This is a genomic window from Catellatospora chokoriensis (genome assembly GCF_011297315.1).
In the GTDB taxonomy this organism is placed as follows: Bacteria; Actinomycetota; Actinomycetes; order Mycobacteriales; family Micromonosporaceae; genus Catellatospora; species Catellatospora citrea.
In genome coordinates this window covers 145,080-160,716 of sequence record NZ_JAAOTI010000014.1, presented here as the reverse complement: position 1 = coordinate 160,716, position 15,637 = coordinate 145,080, and the positions used below count along the sequence as shown (strand labels likewise).

At 71.1% G+C, this 15,637-nt stretch carries 14 protein-coding genes; 5 read left to right on the top strand and 9 right to left on the bottom strand.

Annotated elements, in window-relative coordinates; all coding sequences use genetic code 11:
• Nucleotides 1-1,662, bottom strand: coding sequence for a bifunctional 3'-5' exonuclease/DNA polymerase (locus HAV39_RS21995; RefSeq protein ID WP_373311584.1), 1,662 nt, complete (start codon nt 1,660-1,662; stop codon nt 1-3).
• Nucleotides 1,663-1,728: 66 nt separating this feature from the next.
• Here HAV39_RS21995 and HAV39_RS21990 point away from each other — a divergent pair, with 66 nt between their 5' ends.
• Nucleotides 1,729-2,376: a class I SAM-dependent DNA methyltransferase gene (locus tag HAV39_RS21990; protein ID WP_191841042.1), complete on the top strand. Its 648-nt coding sequence runs from the start codon at nt 1,729-1,731 to the stop codon at nt 2,374-2,376.
• A 122-nt stretch (nt 2,377-2,498) separates the two neighbouring features.
• Here the strand turns inward: HAV39_RS21990 and HAV39_RS21985 are convergent, their stop codons facing one another.
• The 4 genes from HAV39_RS21985 to HAV39_RS21970 all read right to left on the bottom strand — a co-directional run bounded on the left by HAV39_RS21985 (nt 2,499) and on the right by HAV39_RS21970 (nt 6,893).
• Entirely contained in the window at nt 2,499-3,365 is an 867-nt protein-coding gene (locus tag HAV39_RS21985) for a carbohydrate ABC transporter permease (RefSeq protein ID WP_191841041.1), read from the bottom strand.
• 12 nt (nt 3,366-3,377) lie between these two features.
• Nucleotides 3,378-4,283, bottom strand: coding sequence for a carbohydrate ABC transporter permease (locus HAV39_RS21980; protein WP_191841040.1), 906 nt, complete (start codon nt 4,281-4,283; stop codon nt 3,378-3,380).
• A 27-nt stretch (nt 4,284-4,310) separates the two neighbouring features.
• Nucleotides 4,311-5,729, bottom strand: coding sequence for an N-acetylglucosamine/diacetylchitobiose ABC transporter substrate-binding protein (gene ngcE / locus HAV39_RS21975; protein WP_191841039.1), 1,419 nt, complete (start codon nt 5,727-5,729; stop codon nt 4,311-4,313).
• 219 nt (nt 5,730-5,948) lie between these two features.
• The gene (locus HAV39_RS21970; protein ID WP_191841141.1) at nt 5,949-6,893 is read right to left on the bottom strand and encodes a MurR/RpiR family transcriptional regulator; all 945 of its coding nucleotides are present in this window, start codon (nt 6,891-6,893) and stop codon (nt 5,949-5,951) included.
• A 256-nt stretch (nt 6,894-7,149) separates the two neighbouring features.
• Between HAV39_RS21970 and HAV39_RS21965 the strand changes: the two genes are divergently transcribed.
• The 4 genes from HAV39_RS21965 to HAV39_RS21950 all read left to right on the top strand — a co-directional run bounded on the left by HAV39_RS21965 (nt 7,150) and on the right by HAV39_RS21950 (nt 11,539).
• Nucleotides 7,150-8,127, top strand: a complete 978-nt coding sequence (locus HAV39_RS21965) for an N-acetylglucosamine kinase (RefSeq protein ID WP_191841038.1) — start codon at nt 7,150-7,152, stop codon at nt 8,125-8,127.
• Nucleotides 8,128-8,351: 224 nt separating this feature from the next.
• Entirely contained in the window at nt 8,352-8,672 is a 321-nt protein-coding gene (locus HAV39_RS21960; protein ID WP_120315915.1) for a DUF6300 family protein, read from the top strand.
• Nucleotides 8,673-8,729: 57 nt separating this feature from the next.
• Nucleotides 8,730-9,962, top strand: coding sequence for a GNAT family N-acetyltransferase (locus HAV39_RS21955; RefSeq protein ID WP_191841037.1), 1,233 nt, complete (start codon nt 8,730-8,732; stop codon nt 9,960-9,962).
• Between the two features lie 53 nt (nt 9,963-10,015).
• Nucleotides 10,016-11,539, top strand: coding sequence for an ATP-dependent DNA ligase (locus tag HAV39_RS21950; RefSeq protein WP_191841036.1), 1,524 nt, complete (start codon nt 10,016-10,018; stop codon nt 11,537-11,539).
• A 72-nt stretch (nt 11,540-11,611) separates the two neighbouring features.
• On the opposite strand, the gene HAV39_RS21945 is transcribed toward HAV39_RS21950, so the two are convergent.
• From HAV39_RS21945 to ngcE (HAV39_RS21930), 4 genes are all read right to left on the bottom strand, one after another.
• Nucleotides 11,612-11,803: a PspC domain-containing protein gene (locus HAV39_RS21945; RefSeq protein WP_155386869.1), complete on the bottom strand. Its 192-nt coding sequence runs from the start codon at nt 11,801-11,803 to the stop codon at nt 11,612-11,614.
• Between the two features lie 153 nt (nt 11,804-11,956).
• Entirely contained in the window at nt 11,957-12,877 is a 921-nt protein-coding gene (locus HAV39_RS21940) for a carbohydrate ABC transporter permease (RefSeq protein ID WP_203736074.1), read from the bottom strand.
• Nucleotides 12,878-12,959: 82 nt separating this feature from the next.
• Nucleotides 12,960-13,871, bottom strand: a complete 912-nt coding sequence (locus HAV39_RS21935) for a carbohydrate ABC transporter permease (RefSeq protein ID WP_191841034.1) — start codon at nt 13,869-13,871, stop codon at nt 12,960-12,962.
• A gap of 77 nt (nt 13,872-13,948) precedes the next feature.
• The gene (ngcE, locus tag HAV39_RS21930; protein WP_191841033.1) at nt 13,949-15,379 is read right to left on the bottom strand and encodes an N-acetylglucosamine/diacetylchitobiose ABC transporter substrate-binding protein; all 1,431 of its coding nucleotides are present in this window, start codon (nt 15,377-15,379) and stop codon (nt 13,949-13,951) included.
• Nucleotides 15,380-15,637: the final 258 nt, after the last annotated feature.

Below are 15,637 nucleotides of genomic sequence, written 5' to 3'. Positions count from 1 at the left end.
TCACTTCGCGTCGCCGTAGGAGTCGACGACGGCGACCGTGAGCGGGAACCGCACGGGCGAGCTGCCGAACAGCAGCTCGCCCGTTGCTTTCGCGCCGGCCGCAAGGGCCGCCACCACGACGTCGGCCTCGTCGTCCGGGCAGTGCACGATGACCTCGTCGTGCTGGAAGAAGACCAGCTCGGCACGGGTGTCCCAGAGCCGGGCGCGCAGCGTGGCCAGCAGCGAGGCAGCCCACTCGGCCGCGGTGGCCTGGATGACGAAGTTGCGGGTGAACCGGCCCCGCGAGCGGCCCGACGCGCCCTCGTCGGCCCACGACGACTCCAGCGCCGACGGCGGGCAGGTGCGGCCCAGCCAGGAGCGCACCAGGCCGCCCGTCTCCCCGGTGCGCGCGGCCGCCTCGACGTACGCCCAGGCCTTGGGGTAGCTGCCGCGCAGCGCCGCGATCGCTGGTGCGGCCGCGCCGCCGGTCTGGCCGTACATCGCACCGAGCAGGGCCAGTTTCGCCGCCGCCCGGTCGCCCTTGAACGCCTCGGCGGCCAGCACCGCGTAGAGGTCGCCCGCGGCCGCGGCACGGGCCAGCCCGGCGTCACCGGACACCGCGGCGAGGATGCGCGGCTCCAGCTGCCCGGCGTCGGCCACGACGAGCCGCCAGCCGGGATCGGCACGGGCCGCGCCGCGCACCGCCTTGGGGATCTGCAGCGCTCCCCCGCCCCGGGTGGCCCAGCGCCCGGTGACCACCCCGCCCGGCACGTACGCGGGCCGGAAGCGCCCCTGCTGCACCCACTGCTCCCGCCAGCTCCAGCCGTGCGCGGTCCAGATCCGGTAGAGCTCCTTGTACTCCAGCAGCACCTCGATGACCGGGTGGTCGACCGCGCGCAGCACCCAGGACCGGGTGTTGGGCACCTCGATCCCGGCCCGGCGCAGCGCCTTGCGCAGCTCGGCGGGCGAGTCGGGGTGCAGGCCGGGCGCGTTCAGCAGCTCGGCGATCCGGCCCGACAGCTCCGCGAGCCGCCGCGGCGGCCCGCCCACCGGGGACGGCTCACCCAGCAGGCCGACCAGGATCTCGTCGTGCGCGCGGGCCTGCCAGGGCAGGCCGGTGTGCCCCATCTCAGCGGCGATCAGCGCGCTGGCCGACTCGGCCGCGACCAGCAGCCGCATCCGCGCCGGGTGCTCGACGGCGGCGGTGCGGGCGAGCTGGTCGCGATACACCGCGGCCAGCGCCGCCAGCGGGTCCACCCCGTCCGGCACGGCGACCGGGGCGGGCGTGTCGCCGAACAGGGTGCCCTGCAGGTCTCCCGGCGGCTGGGCGGGCCGGGCGGCGTGATCGGCGGGCACCGGCGCACCGGTCAGCCGGGCGTACGCGGCGGCGGCCGAGCGGGGCTCGCCGTAGCGCCCGGCGTGCCCGAGCAGCAGCACCTCGGCCAGCTCGACGTCGTGGCAGCGGCGCACCCGCACCCCCGCGGGCAGCAGCGGCCCGTAGACCTGCTCCGTCGACCCCCACAGCCAGCGCGGTCCGCCGTCCTGTTCGCGGGAGGCGACGGCCGCGGCGAGGTCGGCCACGGCTTCCTCGGGCCCGCTGGGCTCGCCCGCGGCGTCCAGCGGGCGCAGCCGACCGCCGCCGCTGCCGTCCGCCACCACCGCGATCACCGTCACGCCGCCCATTGTGCTGGTCGGGGCGGACATCCCGAATCAGCTCCGGGCCCGGCGGGATGCGGCTATATAGAAGTCATGACCGAATCCAGGCCCGTGTTCGACCGGATCGGCGCGACCTACAGCGAGGCCTTCGCGGATCGGCCGGGCCAGCTCGCCGCGGGCCGGTGGCTGCTGGAACGGCTCTCCGACCGGCAGCGCCCGCTGGTGCTCGACGTCGGCTGCGGCTCCGGCACCCCGACCGCCCGCCAGCTCATCGACGGCGGCTGCCACGTCGTCGGCATCGACACCTCGCCCGTGATGCTCGAACTTGCCCGCAACACCGTGCCCGAGGCCATCTTCGTGGAGCGCGACCTGTTCGACCTGGACGGCCTGCACCCGACCCAGCAGCGCTTCGACGGCGTGGTCGCCTTCTTCTCGCTGCTCATGCTGTCCCGGGCCGACATCGACAAGGCCCTCGACGACATCCACCACGTCCTCGACCACACCGGCTACTTCGCCCTGGGCATGGTCGAGGGCGACTCGGACCACCTCATGCGCGACTTCCTCGGCACCCGCGTCCCCCTGACCGCATACCCCCGAGAAGCCCTGAAGCACCTCCTGAACCGCCACGGCTTCACCGTCGAGGACCTGGTCACCGACCTCTGGGAACCCGCCCTCCCCACCGTCGACACCCAACCCCAAACCCACCTCTACGCCTACTGCACCGTCGCCCGCCCCTACTGACAAAGATCGCGACGATCTTGCGCGAACTGTTGGGGATACGCCCGAATAGAGCGTGTCATCCCCACAGCTCAAGCAAGATCGTCGCGATCTTGACGGGCGGGGTGGTGGTGCGACGGGGGGGGTTACTTCACGGCGCCGGCGGTGAGGCCGGACTGGATCTGGCGCTGGAAGATGGTGTAGACGATGATCATCGGGATGATGGCGATGCTCAGCGCGGCGAAGAGGGCGGGCCAGTCGGCCTGGTAGCCGGCGGCGGTCGAGATGTTGGCGATGCCCTGTGTGAGCAGCCACTTCTCCTGGCCCTCGGCACCGCCGGGGAGCAGCGAGACCGGCAGGACGTACTGGTTCCACTGGCCGATGATGTTGAAGATGGTGATGCTGATCAGGCCGGGCTTGGCCATGGGCATCATCACGCGGAAGAACAGCTTGGTGTGCGAGGCGCCGTCGATCATCGCCGCTTCGGCCACCGCGTTGGGCAGTGTCTTGAAGAAGGCGGCCAGGAAGAAGACGGTGAAGGGCAGCGAGTAGGCGATGTACACCAGGATCAGGCCGGTGTGCGTGCCGAGCAGGCCGAGTTCCTGGACCACGATGTAGAGCGGGGTGAGCGCCAGGTACACCGGGAAGGCCAGGCCCGCGATGAACAGGAAGTAGATGAACCTGTTGCCGATGAACTCGTAGCGGGCCAGCACGTAGGCGGCCATCGCGCCCAGCAGCATGGTGCCGAACGTCGAGCAGGTCACCACGATCAGGCTGTTCAGGAAGTACGTGCCGACCTTCGCCTCGGTCCAGGCCCGGCCGAACGACGCGAAGTCCCAGTGGCTCGGCAGCGCGAACGGGTTGCCGATGAAGATCTCGGTGTTGCTCTTGAACGCGGCCAGGAACGTGAAGACCAGCGGATAGATGATCAGGATGGCCCAGACGGCCAGCGCGACGTGGGACAGCTTGTTCAGGACGCCGGCGCTGCTGCGCTTGGAAGACTTGTTTGCCACGACAGACCCCGCTCAGTGCTCGACCGCGTTGCGCTTGCCGCCACGCAGGGACAGCACCGCGAAGATGATGGTGAAGACGGCCAGCGCGACGCCGAGCGCCGACGCGTAGCCGTAGTCCGACTCCCGGATGCCGGACTTGTAGATCTGCACCGGCAGCACGGTGGTGGCCCCGTCCGGGCCGCCCTCGTCAATGGAGAGCACCATCACCAGGGCGAACGCGTCCATGGCCAGGATGCCGAGGTAGACCCAGGCGACCTTCACGGTCTCCATCAGCAGCGGGATGGTGACCCGGAAGAAGATGGTGACCCGGCTGGCGCCGTCCATCACGGCCGCCTCGTAGATCTCGGCCGGGATGCTCGACATGCCCGCGGCGAACAGCACCACGTAGAAGCCGACCGCCTGCCAGACCAGCACGCCGAGGATGGACCAGAGGCCGTACTCGGCCATGAACTGCACCGCGTCCACGCCGAACAGTTCGAGGAAGCGGTTGAGGATGCCGCTGCCGTCCGGGGCGTACACCCGGCCGAAGATGACGCCGACGATGACGACGGCCAGGACCTGGGGGAGGAAGAACACCACGCGGTAGAACTTCGACCCCCAGACCCCGGTCATCATGCCGCCGCGGGTGCCCCCGCCCATGTTCAACAGGAACGCGAAGAACAGGGCGAGGGCGATCGTGATCACCGGCAAGGTGACCAGCAGGAAGACGTGGTGCTTGGCTGCCAGCCATACCTTGTCGTCGTCCAGGAGCTTCTGGAAGTTCTCCAGGCCGACGAAATCGAAATTCGGGGACAGGCCGCTCCAGTTCGTCATGGACACCTGGACCGCCGCGGCGATCGGGCGCAGGACGAACATGCCGTAAAGGGCAAGTGGGGCGATCAGGAACCCGATGACGAACGGGTATTTACCTTGCCGCATGATCAACTACTCCGGCTTCGGGGGGATTTAGCGGGAGAACTTCTTCTCGGTCTTGTCAGCCGCGGCCTGCATACGGGTGCAGAACTCGTCGGCGGTGCCACCCTGGAACATGAGCTTGTTGGTGGCGGCGCGGCACTCGTCGTCCAGGTTCTTGTACCAGGCGTCCCAGCGGAAGCTGAAGTTGGCCGCACCGGCCGCGGTCAGCGCCGCGTTGGCCGAGGTCAGACCGGGCGAGAGGGTCAGACCCTCGGCCGCGCCGGTGACGACGGTCAGCGACTTGGTGAGCTCGGTGAAGCCCTTGGCGCCGGCCTTGGACAGCATGTGGCGCAGGTACTCCTTGCCACCCTGGACGTTCTTGCCCTTGCTGGCGACGAAGTACATCTCACCGGCGGCGGCGTAGAGGCCCGTGGCGGGCAGCTTGTCCGACGCGGCGGCACCCGGGATGGCGGCGACCTGGTAGTCGAAGCCGGCCGGGGTGTCCTTCGACTGCTCGTTCTCCAGCCAGGAACCCGACGGGTAGAAGCCCACCTTGTACTGGTTCTGCTGCAGCTGCACCTCAGTGTGCTTGAGGCCCAGGTGCGCCTTGTTGCCGTACTTGGCGCCGATCTCGCCCCAGAGGGTGGCGGCCTGCTTGACGGCGTCGTTCGTCCAGGCGCCCTTCTCCAGGTTGTCGATCGCCTTGAGCACGTCCGGGCCACCGATCTTGGCGGCCGTGGTCAGGATGACCAGGTACTGGTAGTAGGCCGCGTTGGCGCCCGCGTACGAGTACGGGGTGATGCCCTTGGCCTTCATCTTGTCCAGCAGCGCGGTGAAGTCCGCCCAGGTGGTCGGCGCGGTCCAGCCGTTGTCCTTGAACAGCTTGCCGGAGTACCACAGGCCGAACACGGTGTAGGCGTAGTTCAGCACGTACGGCTTGCCGTTGAACGTGCCCTGCTCGATGGTGCCCGGGATCAGGGTCTCACCGACGGTCTTGCCGGCGATGTCCAGCGACGGCGCGGCGAACAGGTCGCTCAGGTCGGCAACCTGGCCGGCCTCGACGAGCTTGCCCTGGTCCATCAGCTTCGAGCCGGCGTTGTTGACCATGTCCGGCGGGGTGTTGCTGGCGAACCGCGGCTGCAGGGTGGTCGAGACCTCCTGCGTCGAGGAGAAGGTCACCTTCGACTTCGGGAACTTCTTCTCGTACGACGGCACGTGCACGTCCGTGGCGTACTTGGTGCCCAGACCGCCATCGAAGATCACAACCTCGACCGGGGTCTCGGTGGAGACGCCCAGCGGGTTCTCCGCGGAGACCTGGCCGGTCGCCTGGGTGGTGGGCTCGTCGGTGCCGCCGCCGACACAGGCGGAGAGCAGACCGGCGGCGGGGGTGGCCAGCAGGCCGACGGCCGCGGTCCGGCGCAGCACGCTGCGACGGTTCAGGGCCGACGGGCTGTCGGTGTGGTTGGACATCATTGTCTCCTCAGTTTCGGGTCGCTGAAGTAGTGACTCGAGGGTGTGGTGAGGCGGTGCCTGTAGCAGTCGCGGTCACGGGCGGACCCGCGGCCGCGGCGGACCCGGCCGCACCGGGTTGCAGTGCGGCACCACACCGGGCGGCGTTGCCCGATGTGGTGTCGGCCCAGTGCTCGATCGGGTCGAGCACGGTCATGGACAGCACGGCGGCGGGGGCGGTCACAGCTCGCCCTCCTTGCTCTGGCCGTTGCTGAAACGGTGCGCGTCCACCGCGCGGGCGGTGCGCTGGAACGCGGCGTGGGAGCGGTCGTGGGTGCGCTGGGCGACCGCGATGTAGAGCAGGTCCAGCACCACCAGCTGCGGGTGGCGCGCCGACAGCGCGTCGGGGCGGAACGAGGTGGCCTGACTCGCGGTGAGCAGCACGATGTCGGCGAGCTCGGCCAGCGGCGAGCGCGGGAAACCGGTCAGCGCGACGGTGACCGCGCCGTGCGAACCGGCCTCGGCCAGCATCTCCACGGTCTCGCGGGTCTGCCCGGTGTGCGAGATGCCCAGCGCGACGTCGCCCTCGCGCAGCAGCGCGGCACTGGCCAGGCCGTTGTGCACGTCCGGCCAGGTCCACGCGGCGATGCCGATGCGGTGCAGCGAGAACTGCATCTCGGCGCCGACCAGCGCGGAACCCGACGCCCCGTAGATGTCCACGCGGTTGGCCGAGGAGATCGCGGCCGCGGCCCGCTCGACCTCGGCGAGGTCGAGCATCGCGGCGGTGTCGCGCATCGCCTGGGTGTCGGCCGCCATTATCTGTCCGAGTACGCGCTCCAGCGGGTCGCCCGGCTCGATGGCCCGGCCGATGTCCTCGGCCCAGCCCGCGGAGCGGGCCGCGCGGCCGGTCTCCCCGGCGATGGCCAGGCGCAGATCGGCGTAGCCCTCGAAGCCCAGCGCGCGGCAGAAGCGGGTGATCGAGGCGGGCGAGGTGCCGGAGCGCTCGGCCAGCTCGACGATGGTGGCGCGGGCGGCGCCCGCCGGGTCGGTCAGCACCTGCTCGGCGACGCGCTGCAGGGCCCCGGTGAACTCGGGCAGCTGCGCCCGCACCCGGACCAGCACGCTGTCCGGCCGGTCCAGGCCGCTGAGCCGGGCGTGCGGGATCTCCAGCGGGGCGGACTGCACCGCCGCGACCGGTTCCACGCGCTCCACCACTGACTTCTCCTACTGACCGGGTCCCGAACAATTAACCGAAAGGAAGTTAACTGTTAGTGGTAAAAGTTCTTACTGACGACCCCCTCTTGTCAAGTCCACGGGCAAACTTTTTAAAGCTGTTACCTGGCGATGCTGCCGTGGCCTTGCTCCAGGCGGCCACTACGGGCAGCATGAATGCCGCATAGGCCACACCAGCGCTGACCGTTTGGACGAGGTAAGAGGTGACATGTCGGACAAGCTGGTACTCGGGCTCGACGTCGGCGGAACGAGCACCCGGGCCGTGCTGGCCACGCCCGACGGGCAGCGGCTCGGGGCCGGTCGGGCCGGCGGCGGCAACCCCACCACCCACGGCGCCGCCGCGCTGGCCGAGCTGACCGGGGCGATCCGCGCCGCGCTCGGCGACGCCGCGCCCGAGGCCGTCGCCGGGGCGGTGCTCGGCATGGCCGGGTTCACCAAGCTCGGGGCCGACCCCGCCCTGCGCGCCGCCTTCGACCAGGCCTGGACCGGGCTCGGCCTGCGCTGCGAGCCCCAGCTGGTCAGCGACGTGCTGGCCGCGTACGCCGCGGGCACCCCCGACCCCGACGGCACCGTGATCGTGGCCGGCACCGGCGCGATCGCCGCCCGGGTCCGCGGCCACCGCCTCGACCACGTCGCCGACGGCCACGGCTGGCTGCTCGGCGACCTGGGCTCCGGCTACTGGCTGGGCCGCGAGGCGGTCCGCAGCGCCCTGCGCGACCTGGACAAGGAACGCCCGCCCGGCGCGCTCGCCGCGGGCGTGCTGACCGAGCTGCTCGGCACCGACACCGTCGCGCCCCGCCGCCGGGACACCGCCGCCGCGCTGGTGCAGGCGGTCGTCGCGGAGCCACCGATCGCCCTGGCCCGGCTCGCGCCGATGGTGCTGCGCTGCTACGACGCCGACGACCCGGCCGCCGTGGACGTCGTGCAGCGCGGCGCGGCCCACCTGGCCGACACCGTCGCCATGGTGCGCGCGCCCGGCGAGACCACCGTCCTGGTCCGCGGCGGCGGCCTGCTCACCAACGACACCCCGCTGGCCGCCGAACTGGCCGCCGCGATCGCGGTGAGCTGGCCCGCCACCACCCTGCGCCCGGCCGGCGACGCCGCCGCGGCGGCCGCCTGGCTCGCCGCCCTGCCCACCGCCCCCGACCCCCGCACCCTGCACACCCGTCTGCTCACCCCGTCCTGACCCGCCATGATCGTCCGACTTGCCAGGCAGGTGGGCGAAAGGCGGGTCAAGATACGCACAGGTGCCAGGCAAGTCGAGCGATCAAGGGCGCCCGTGCGCCCTCGCGAACGGGTGGATGCGGGGCGGCGCGGACGTGGAACGGTGCGGGGCTGGCGGGGCGCGGGCGGGTGCGCCCGGTAACCTGCTCCGGTGCAGGTCTGCCAGTTCGCTCCAGAGGCGTCGCGATGACGGACGTCAAGGTCCGCGCCGCCGGGGGCACCCGCTGCGGCAGCTGCGCCGAGGCGCTGTGCCTGACCGCCCAGGTGCCGCTGCCCCGCTCCAGCCGCACCCGCACCGTCGGGCTGTGCCCGCAGTGCGACGCCGGCCGCCCCGAGACCCAGGGCCTGCTGGCCTACTTCGCCGAGCACCCGCAGGTGCGTCCCGAGGACCTGCACCGGGTGTCCGAGCTGGTGGGACGCTGGCTGGAGGCGCTCACCGAGCGCGCCGACCGGGACAGCTCGCTGGCCGCCGACGTCGAAGCCTGGTGGGCGGGTCGCGCGGGCTGAGCCGCCACACCGGCGAATACGGTTGCCGCCGTCGCGCCCGCGGGTTAAGAACCTCCCATGGTGACTTTCCGGACCGGCGTCGAGGGTGACTACGACGAGGTCAACCAGCTGGCCCAGCGCACCTTCCTCAACGACGTCGCCGGGCGGGAGTGGGACGAGGAGCGGGCCCTGTTCGAGCCCGCCCGGTCCGTGCTGGCCGTGGACGGCGACCAGGTGGTCGGCCACGTCGGCACGTACACCCGCGAGCTGACCGTGCCCGGTGGCGTGCTGCCCGCCGGGTTCGTCACGTGCGTCGCCGTGGCCGGCACGCACCGCCGCCGGGGCCTGGCCTCGGCGATGCTCACCCGCCAGCTCGGCGAGATCCGCGACCGCGGCGAGGCGCTGGCCGTGCTCTGGGCCAGCGAGGGCAGCATCTACGGCCGGTACGGCTACGGCCTGGCCAGCCGCCGTCTCAGCTTCGAGATCGACCGCCGCGAGGCGCGCCTCGACGGCTCCCGCTTCGACAAGTCCCGCCTGGACGGGCTCCACCTGCAGGCCGGACCCGCCGCCCGGCACCGGGCCCAGGTCACCGACCTCTACGAGCAGGCCCGCCCGGCCCGGCCCGGCTTCGCGAGCCGCGACGCCCGCTGGTGGGACTACCGCCTCGCCGACCAGGCCTGGCACCGCGACGGGGCCGGCCCGCTGCAGGCCGTGGTCTGCCACGACGGCGACACCCCGGTCGGCTACGCCCTCTACCGGTTCCGCTCCAGCTGGGACGGCAGCGGGCCGAACGGCGAGGTCGGCGTCATGGAGACGGTGACGACCACCCCGGCGGCGTACACGATGCTCTGGGACTTCCTGCTCAACGTGGACCTGACCCGCAAGGTCGGGCTCTGGCTGGGCGCGCTCGACGAACCCCTGCAGTACCTGGCCAACGATCCGCGCCGGCTCGGCATGCGGCTGGGCGACGGCCTGTGGGCCCGCCTGCTCGACGTGCCCGGGGCGCTGTCCGGCCGCCGTTACGCCGCCGAGGTCGACGTCGTGCTGGAGGTCGTCGACGAGCTGCTGCCCGCCAGCGGCGGCGTGTTCCGCCTGCGCGGCGGCCCGGACCACGCCACCTGCGAGCCGACCACCGACGCACCCGACCTGCGCCTGGACACGTCCGCGCTGGCCGCCGTCTACCTGGGCGGCAACAGCCTCGGCTCGCTGGCCGCCGCCGGCCGCGTCGACGAACTCCGCCCCGGCGCCATGGCCGCCACAGCCCCCGCCTTCACCTGGACCCGCGCCCCCCACGCCCTCGAAATCTTCTGACCCACCCCGCCGACGCCGGGTGGGGTGTCGGGGTGGGCTGCCAGGATGGGGGCATGCTGTTCGCCGGGATCGCCGCGACGTCGGCCGCCGTGACCGCCACCTCGGGCCGCAAGGCGAAGGTGGAACTGCTGGCCGCGGCGTTGCGTGAGCTGGCAGCCGGTGGCGACCCGGTCGAGATCGCGGCGGGGGCGGCCTACCTCAGCGGTGAGCTGCGGCAGCGGCAGATCGGGGTGGGCTGGGCGTCGCTGCGCGAGCTGCCCCCGCCCGCCGAGGCGGCCACGCTGGACGTGCGGGCCGTCGACGCGGCACTGGAGTCGATCGGGCTGATCAGCGGGCAGGGTTCGCAGGCGCGGCGGCGCGACGCCGTGGGGGCGCTGTTCGGCGCGGCCACCTCGGGCGAGCAACTGCTGCTCAGCGGGCTGATCCGCGGCGAGTTGCGGCAGGGCGCGCAGGCGGGGCTGCTGGCCGACGCGGTGGCGCTGGCCTCGGGGGCGTCCGCGGCGGTGGTGCGCCGGGCGCTGCTGCTGTCGGGGGATCTCAAGACGGTCGCCACGACCGCGCTGACCGAGGGCGAGGCGGGGCTGTCCGCGCTGCGGCTGTCGGTGGGCACCGCGCTCGCGCCGATGCTGGCCCAGTCTGCGCCGGACCCCGCGCAGGCCCTGGCGGCGACCGGGGTGCCCGCCGCGGTGGACGCGAAACTGGACGGCATCCGCATCCAGGCGCACCGCGACGGCGACGAGATCGCGGTGTTCAGCCGGAGCCTGGACGACATCACCGCCCGGGTGCCCGAGATCGTGTCCGCGGTGCGGGCGCTGCCGGTGCGCTCGGCCGTGCTGGACGGGGAGGCGATCGCGGTCGACGAGCGCGGGCGGCCGCGCCCGTTCCAGGAGACGTCAGGGCGGGCGGCACAGCGCGCGTCGGGGTCGCTGACCTCGTACTTCTTCGACCTGTTGCATCTGGACGGCACGGACTGGATCGACGAGCCGGGCACCGCGCGGTGGGCCGCATTGGACACGATGCTGCCCGCGGCGATGCGCGTCGAGCGGACCGTCGCCGAGACACCCGAGCAGGCGCAGCGGGCGTTCGCGGCGGCGCTGGCGGCCGGGCACGAGGGCGTGGTCGTGAAGGCGGCGCAGGCGGCGTACGAGGTGGGCCGGCGCGGCGCGGGCTGGGTGAAGGTGAAGCCCCGGCACACGCTCGACCTGGTGATCCTCGCCGCCGAGTGGGGAAACGGGCGGCGGCGCGGCTGGCTGTCCAACCTGCACCTCGGCGCGCGGGATCCGCAGGGCGGCTTCGTGATGCTGGGCAAGACGTTCAAGGGCCTGACCGACGCGATGCTGGCCTGGCAGACCGAACGGCTGCTGGAGCTGGCGGTCGAACGGAACGACTTCCAGGTCACGGTGCGGCCGGAGCTGGTCGTGGAGATCGCGTTCGACGGGGTGCAGCGCAGCACGCGCTACCCGGGCGGGGTGACCCTGCGTTTCGCGCGGGTGCTCGGCTATCGCGAGGACAAGAGCGCCGCCGAGGCCGACACCCTGGACGCGGTCCGCGCGCTCGGCGCGTCCGAAGAGGCCTGAACACGGCACGAGGGCCGCGCCGGAGGCCCCCGGCACAGCCCTCGTCGATCACGCGACGCGGACACCCCGCGCTCACTCCTCGGGGACGATCACCCACATCGCGATGTAGACGATGAACTGCGGTCCCGGCAGCAGGCACGACAGCAGGAACAGCAGTCGGACCAGCCACGCCGGCATGTTGAAGCGCTGCGCCAGCCCGGCGCAGACACCCGCGATCCAGCGTCCGTGACGCGGCCGGTACAGCCGCCGACCCGTTGAGGCCATCTTGGTCAACTCCCCGAAGAAGCGGTGCGGCGTGTTCGCCGCGGCTGTCTACGACGGTAGAGGGCGGGGTCACCCCCGCCCTCGATCCCGAGATGGATAAACGCTGGTCGTCGCCCCGTACGGGCGTCCCCTATGGCGCGGCTGTGCTAGGTCTCACTTCATCTGGCCGGCGGTCAGGCCGGACTGCACCTGGCGCTGGAAGACCGCGTACACCACCAGCACCGGCAGCATGGCCAGGGTGAGGCCGGCGAACAGCCGCGAGTAGTCACCCCGGTAGCCCTCGCTGATGGCGAGGTTGGCCAGGCCCTGGGCGAGCACCTGCTTCTCGTCCGAGGTGATCAGGACGACCGGCAGCAGGTACTGGTTCCAGTGGCCGAGGAAGTTGAAGATGCCGACGCTGATCAGGCCGGGTTTGGCCATCGGCAGCATGACCCGGAAGAAGGTCCGGAACGGCCCGCACCCGTCGATGTAGGCCGCCTCGGCGACCGCGTCGGGCAGGGTGCGGAAGAACGCGGTGAGGAAGAAGACCGTGAACGGCAGCGAGTACGCCGTGTAGATCAGCATCAGACCGGGCAGGGTGTCGCGCAGCCCTACCCCGCCGACGATCTTGAACAGCGGCACGAAGGCCAGCACGACCGGGAACATCATGCCGCCGACGAAGACGAAGTACACCAGGCGGCTGCCGAGGAACTTGTAGCGGGCCAGGGCGTACGCGGCGGTCGCGCCGAGCAGCATGGTCAGCGTCAGCGATCCCGCCAGCACGATGCCGGTGTTCACGAAGTACTGCCCGATGTTGCCGTGCGTCCAGGCGCGGGCGAAGTTGTCGAAGCGCAGCGCGCTGGGCAGTCCCCACGGGTCGCCCAGGATCTCCGCGTCGTCCTTGAACGAGCTCAGCACCACCCACAGCAGCGGCAGCGCGGTGAGCAGGCCCCACACCACCAGGAAGGCGTGCGAGAACACGTTCAGCGTGCCGTCGACGGCCTTCCGGCCCCGGCCGGGCTCCCCGCGCGCCGGCTTGGCCGGGCGGACCGCCTGGCCGACCTCTGGGCCACGCTCGATGACGGTGGCGTCCATCGTCTGCTCGCTCATGCCATCTCCTCGCTGCGCTCGTCGCCGGCATGAGTCCGTGCGCTCATGATTCGCTCGCTTTGCTCGCTCATGAAAGCTCGATCCTCTCGCGGCGGGTCAGGCGCAGGGACAGCACGGTGACGCTGAGGGTCACGAAGAACATCACGACGCCGATGGCCGACGCGTAGCCCCACTTGTAGTCGCCGAACGCCTCGGTGTAGAGCCGCAGGCCGACCACGTCGGTGGAGAAGTTCGGGCCGCCCCGGGTCATCACGTGGATCAGCGCGAAGCCGTCCAGCGCCAGGATGGCCAGGTAGACCCAGGCGACCTGGATGGTGTCCCAGAGCAGCGGCACCGTGATGCGCACCAGCGTGGTCAGCCGGCTCGCCCCGTCCAGCGCGGCGGCCTCGTAGATGTCGCGCGGCACGGACTGCATGGCCGCGCCGAACAGCACCACGTAGAAGCCGACGTTGGCCCAGACCATGACCGCGAGCACGGCCCAGAAGGCGTACGCCGGGTCGCCGAGCCAGACCTTGGCCAGCCCGTCCAGGCCGAGCGCGCGCAGCGCCGAGTTGAGCAGGCCGCTGCGCGGGTTGTAGACCTCGGCCCAGAGCACGCCGACGATGGACACCGACAGCATCTGCGGCGCGAAGTAGATGACCTTGTACAGCCCCGAGCCGCGCACGCCGGTGACCGTGCTGCGCCCGCCGCGGCCGCCCACGTTGAGCATGGTGGCCAGGAACAGGCCGAGCGCGATGGTCAGCAGCGGCAGCAGCACCAGCAGCCACAGGTTGTTGAGCAGGGCGTTCCAGACGTACTCGTCGCCCATCATGCGCTTGAAGTTGTCGAATCCGACGAACTCGTACGCCGGCGACAGCCCCTGCCAGTCCGTCATGGCGATCAGGAACGACTGGGCGTACGGGGACACCACGAAGTAGCCGTACAGCGCCAACGGCGGCAGTAGAAACGCCAACAGCAGCGGATACTTCCCGTGTCTCACGTCTTGCCCTCCCCATCGAGTGCGGTTCGGCGCCCGCCCCGCCCCAGGCGGACGGGGCGGACGCCGTGGTCAGCGCGTCAGGCGCTGCGCTTGTACTTCTTGAAGCTGGTGTCGGCCGCGATCAGGTCCGCGCCCTTCTGGCAGGCCGCGAGGAACTCCGCGGGCGTGGTGCGCCCGGAGAAGAACTCGCCGCACGCCGCGTCCACCAGCTCGCGCTCCAGCTTGCGGTAGTACACGTTGTAGACCCAGTTGAAGCCGTTGCTGCCCGAGTCGGCCAGCGCCTTGACCGCGCTGGTCAGACCGAACGGCAGGGTGGCCCCCTCGGCCGCGCCGGCCACCACGGACAGGCTGGAGACCTTGCCCGTGAAGTCCTTGGCGCCCTTCATGGACAGCATGTGCCGCATGAGCTCCATGCCGCCGCGCTCGTTCTTCGCCTTGGCGGGCACGATGAACGGCTCGCCGGCGGTGCCGCGGATGGCGGCGAACGGCAGCTTGTCGCCCGAGCCGAGGCTCGGGGTCGGGGCGACGGCCATGTTGAAGCCCTCCGGGGTGACCGCCTTCTGCTCGCTCTCCAGCCAGGAGCCGCAGGAGATGAACGCGGCGTTGCCCTTGCACCACTCGGTCTGCGACTGCTTGTGGTCCAGGCCGGGCGAGCCCTCAAGGATGTACTTGTCCTTGACGATCTGGTACCACGCCTCGGCGGCGGCCTTCATCGCGTCGGAGGTCCACGCGTTCGGCTCCAGGTTGTCGATCGCCATCGCGACCTGCGGCCCGCCGAACTTGATCGCCGTGGAGATCACCGGCCAGGACATGTAGCGCGGGTGCTTGCCCTGGTAGGTCCACGGCGCGATGCCGGCCGCCTTGATCTTCTTGCACAGGGCGATGTGCTCGTCCCAGGTCTTCGCGTACTCCCAGCCCTTGGCCTTGAACAGCTTGTCGGAGTACCAGATGCCGTAGACGGTGTACGCGTAGTTCAGCACGTAGGTCTTGCCGTCGAAGCTGCCGCTCTCGACCGTGCCGGGCAGCAGGGTCTCCCGCACCTTCTTGCCGGGCACGTCCAGGCTCGGCGCGTCCAGCAGCGGGGTGAGGTCGGCGAGCGCACCCTGGGCGACCAGGCCGCCGAGGTCGATCTGGCCCGCGCCGGAGTTGTTCACGAAGTCCGGCGGGGTGCCGTCGACGAAGCGCGGCTGCAGCTCCTTGTTGATCTCCACCACGGCCGAGTGCTTGACCTCGGCCTTGGGGTAGGTCTCCTTGTACATCGCCTGGTGGGCCTTGGCGTAGTCCTCGCCGAAGCCCCCGTTGAAGATGACGACGTCCAGCGGGGCGTCTTCCTTCACACCCAGCGGGTTCTTGTCGGTCTTGGTGCCCTCGTATTTGCCGGACGTGTCGCCGGACGTGTCGTCGCCGAGCGCGCAGCTGCTGAGCAGCCCCGCGGCCGGACCGGCGAGTACGCCGGCCGCGGCGGCACGCCGCAGCACCGTACGCCGGTTCAGGTCGGACTGTGCCATCACCACTCCTTGCCAGAGACGGTCTGGTATTTCCCTACAAGTTTCGGCCGTGTTCTGAAGGATTCTTACGGCCGCCGTCGTCACTAGGCAAGATGTCGCCGCAGAAACGTTACGCAGACTTTCTACAGAACCCCCATAATTCGCCCCCAGGCGTTCATGAGCAGGTGGCCGCCTGTTCACGAACCCGCAGGATCATCGGATGATCCCCTACCCGCGGCGGTGAAAGTTTTCACCAACTCCCCCGCGCGGACATGACAG

Excerpts from the sequence above, each read along its gene's own strand:
- HAV39_RS21980 (WP_191841040.1), bottom strand. The coding sequence starts at position 4,283 with ATGCGGCAAGGTAAATACCCGTTCGTCATCGGGTTCCTGATCGCCCCA.
- HAV39_RS21955 (WP_191841037.1), top strand. The coding sequence starts at position 8,730 with ATGGTGACTTTCCGGACCGGCGTCGAGGGTGACTACGACGAGGTCAAC.
- HAV39_RS21950 (WP_191841036.1), top strand. The coding sequence starts at position 10,016 with ATGCTGTTCGCCGGGATCGCCGCGACGTCGGCCGCCGTGACCGCCACC.
- ngcE (WP_191841033.1), bottom strand. The coding sequence starts at position 15,379 with ATGGCACAGTCCGACCTGAACCGGCGTACGGTGCTGCGGCGTGCCGCC.
- HAV39_RS21945 (WP_155386869.1), bottom strand. The coding sequence starts at position 11,803 with ATGGCCTCAACGGGTCGGCGGCTGTACCGGCCGCGTCACGGACGCTGG.
- HAV39_RS21965 (WP_191841038.1), top strand. The coding sequence starts at position 7,150 with ATGTCGGACAAGCTGGTACTCGGGCTCGACGTCGGCGGAACGAGCACC.
- HAV39_RS21990 (WP_191841042.1), top strand. The coding sequence starts at position 1,729 with ATGACCGAATCCAGGCCCGTGTTCGACCGGATCGGCGCGACCTACAGC.
- HAV39_RS21960 (WP_120315915.1), top strand. The coding sequence starts at position 8,352 with ATGACGGACGTCAAGGTCCGCGCCGCCGGGGGCACCCGCTGCGGCAGC.
- HAV39_RS21940 (WP_203736074.1), bottom strand. The coding sequence starts at position 12,877 with ATGGACGCCACCGTCATCGAGCGTGGCCCAGAGGTCGGCCAGGCGGTC.
- ngcE (WP_191841039.1), bottom strand. The coding sequence starts at position 5,729 with ATGTCCAACCACACCGACAGCCCGTCGGCCCTGAACCGTCGCAGCGTG.
- HAV39_RS21995 (WP_373311584.1), bottom strand. The coding sequence starts at position 1,662 with ATGGGCGGCGTGACGGTGATCGCGGTGGTGGCGGACGGCAGCGGCGGC.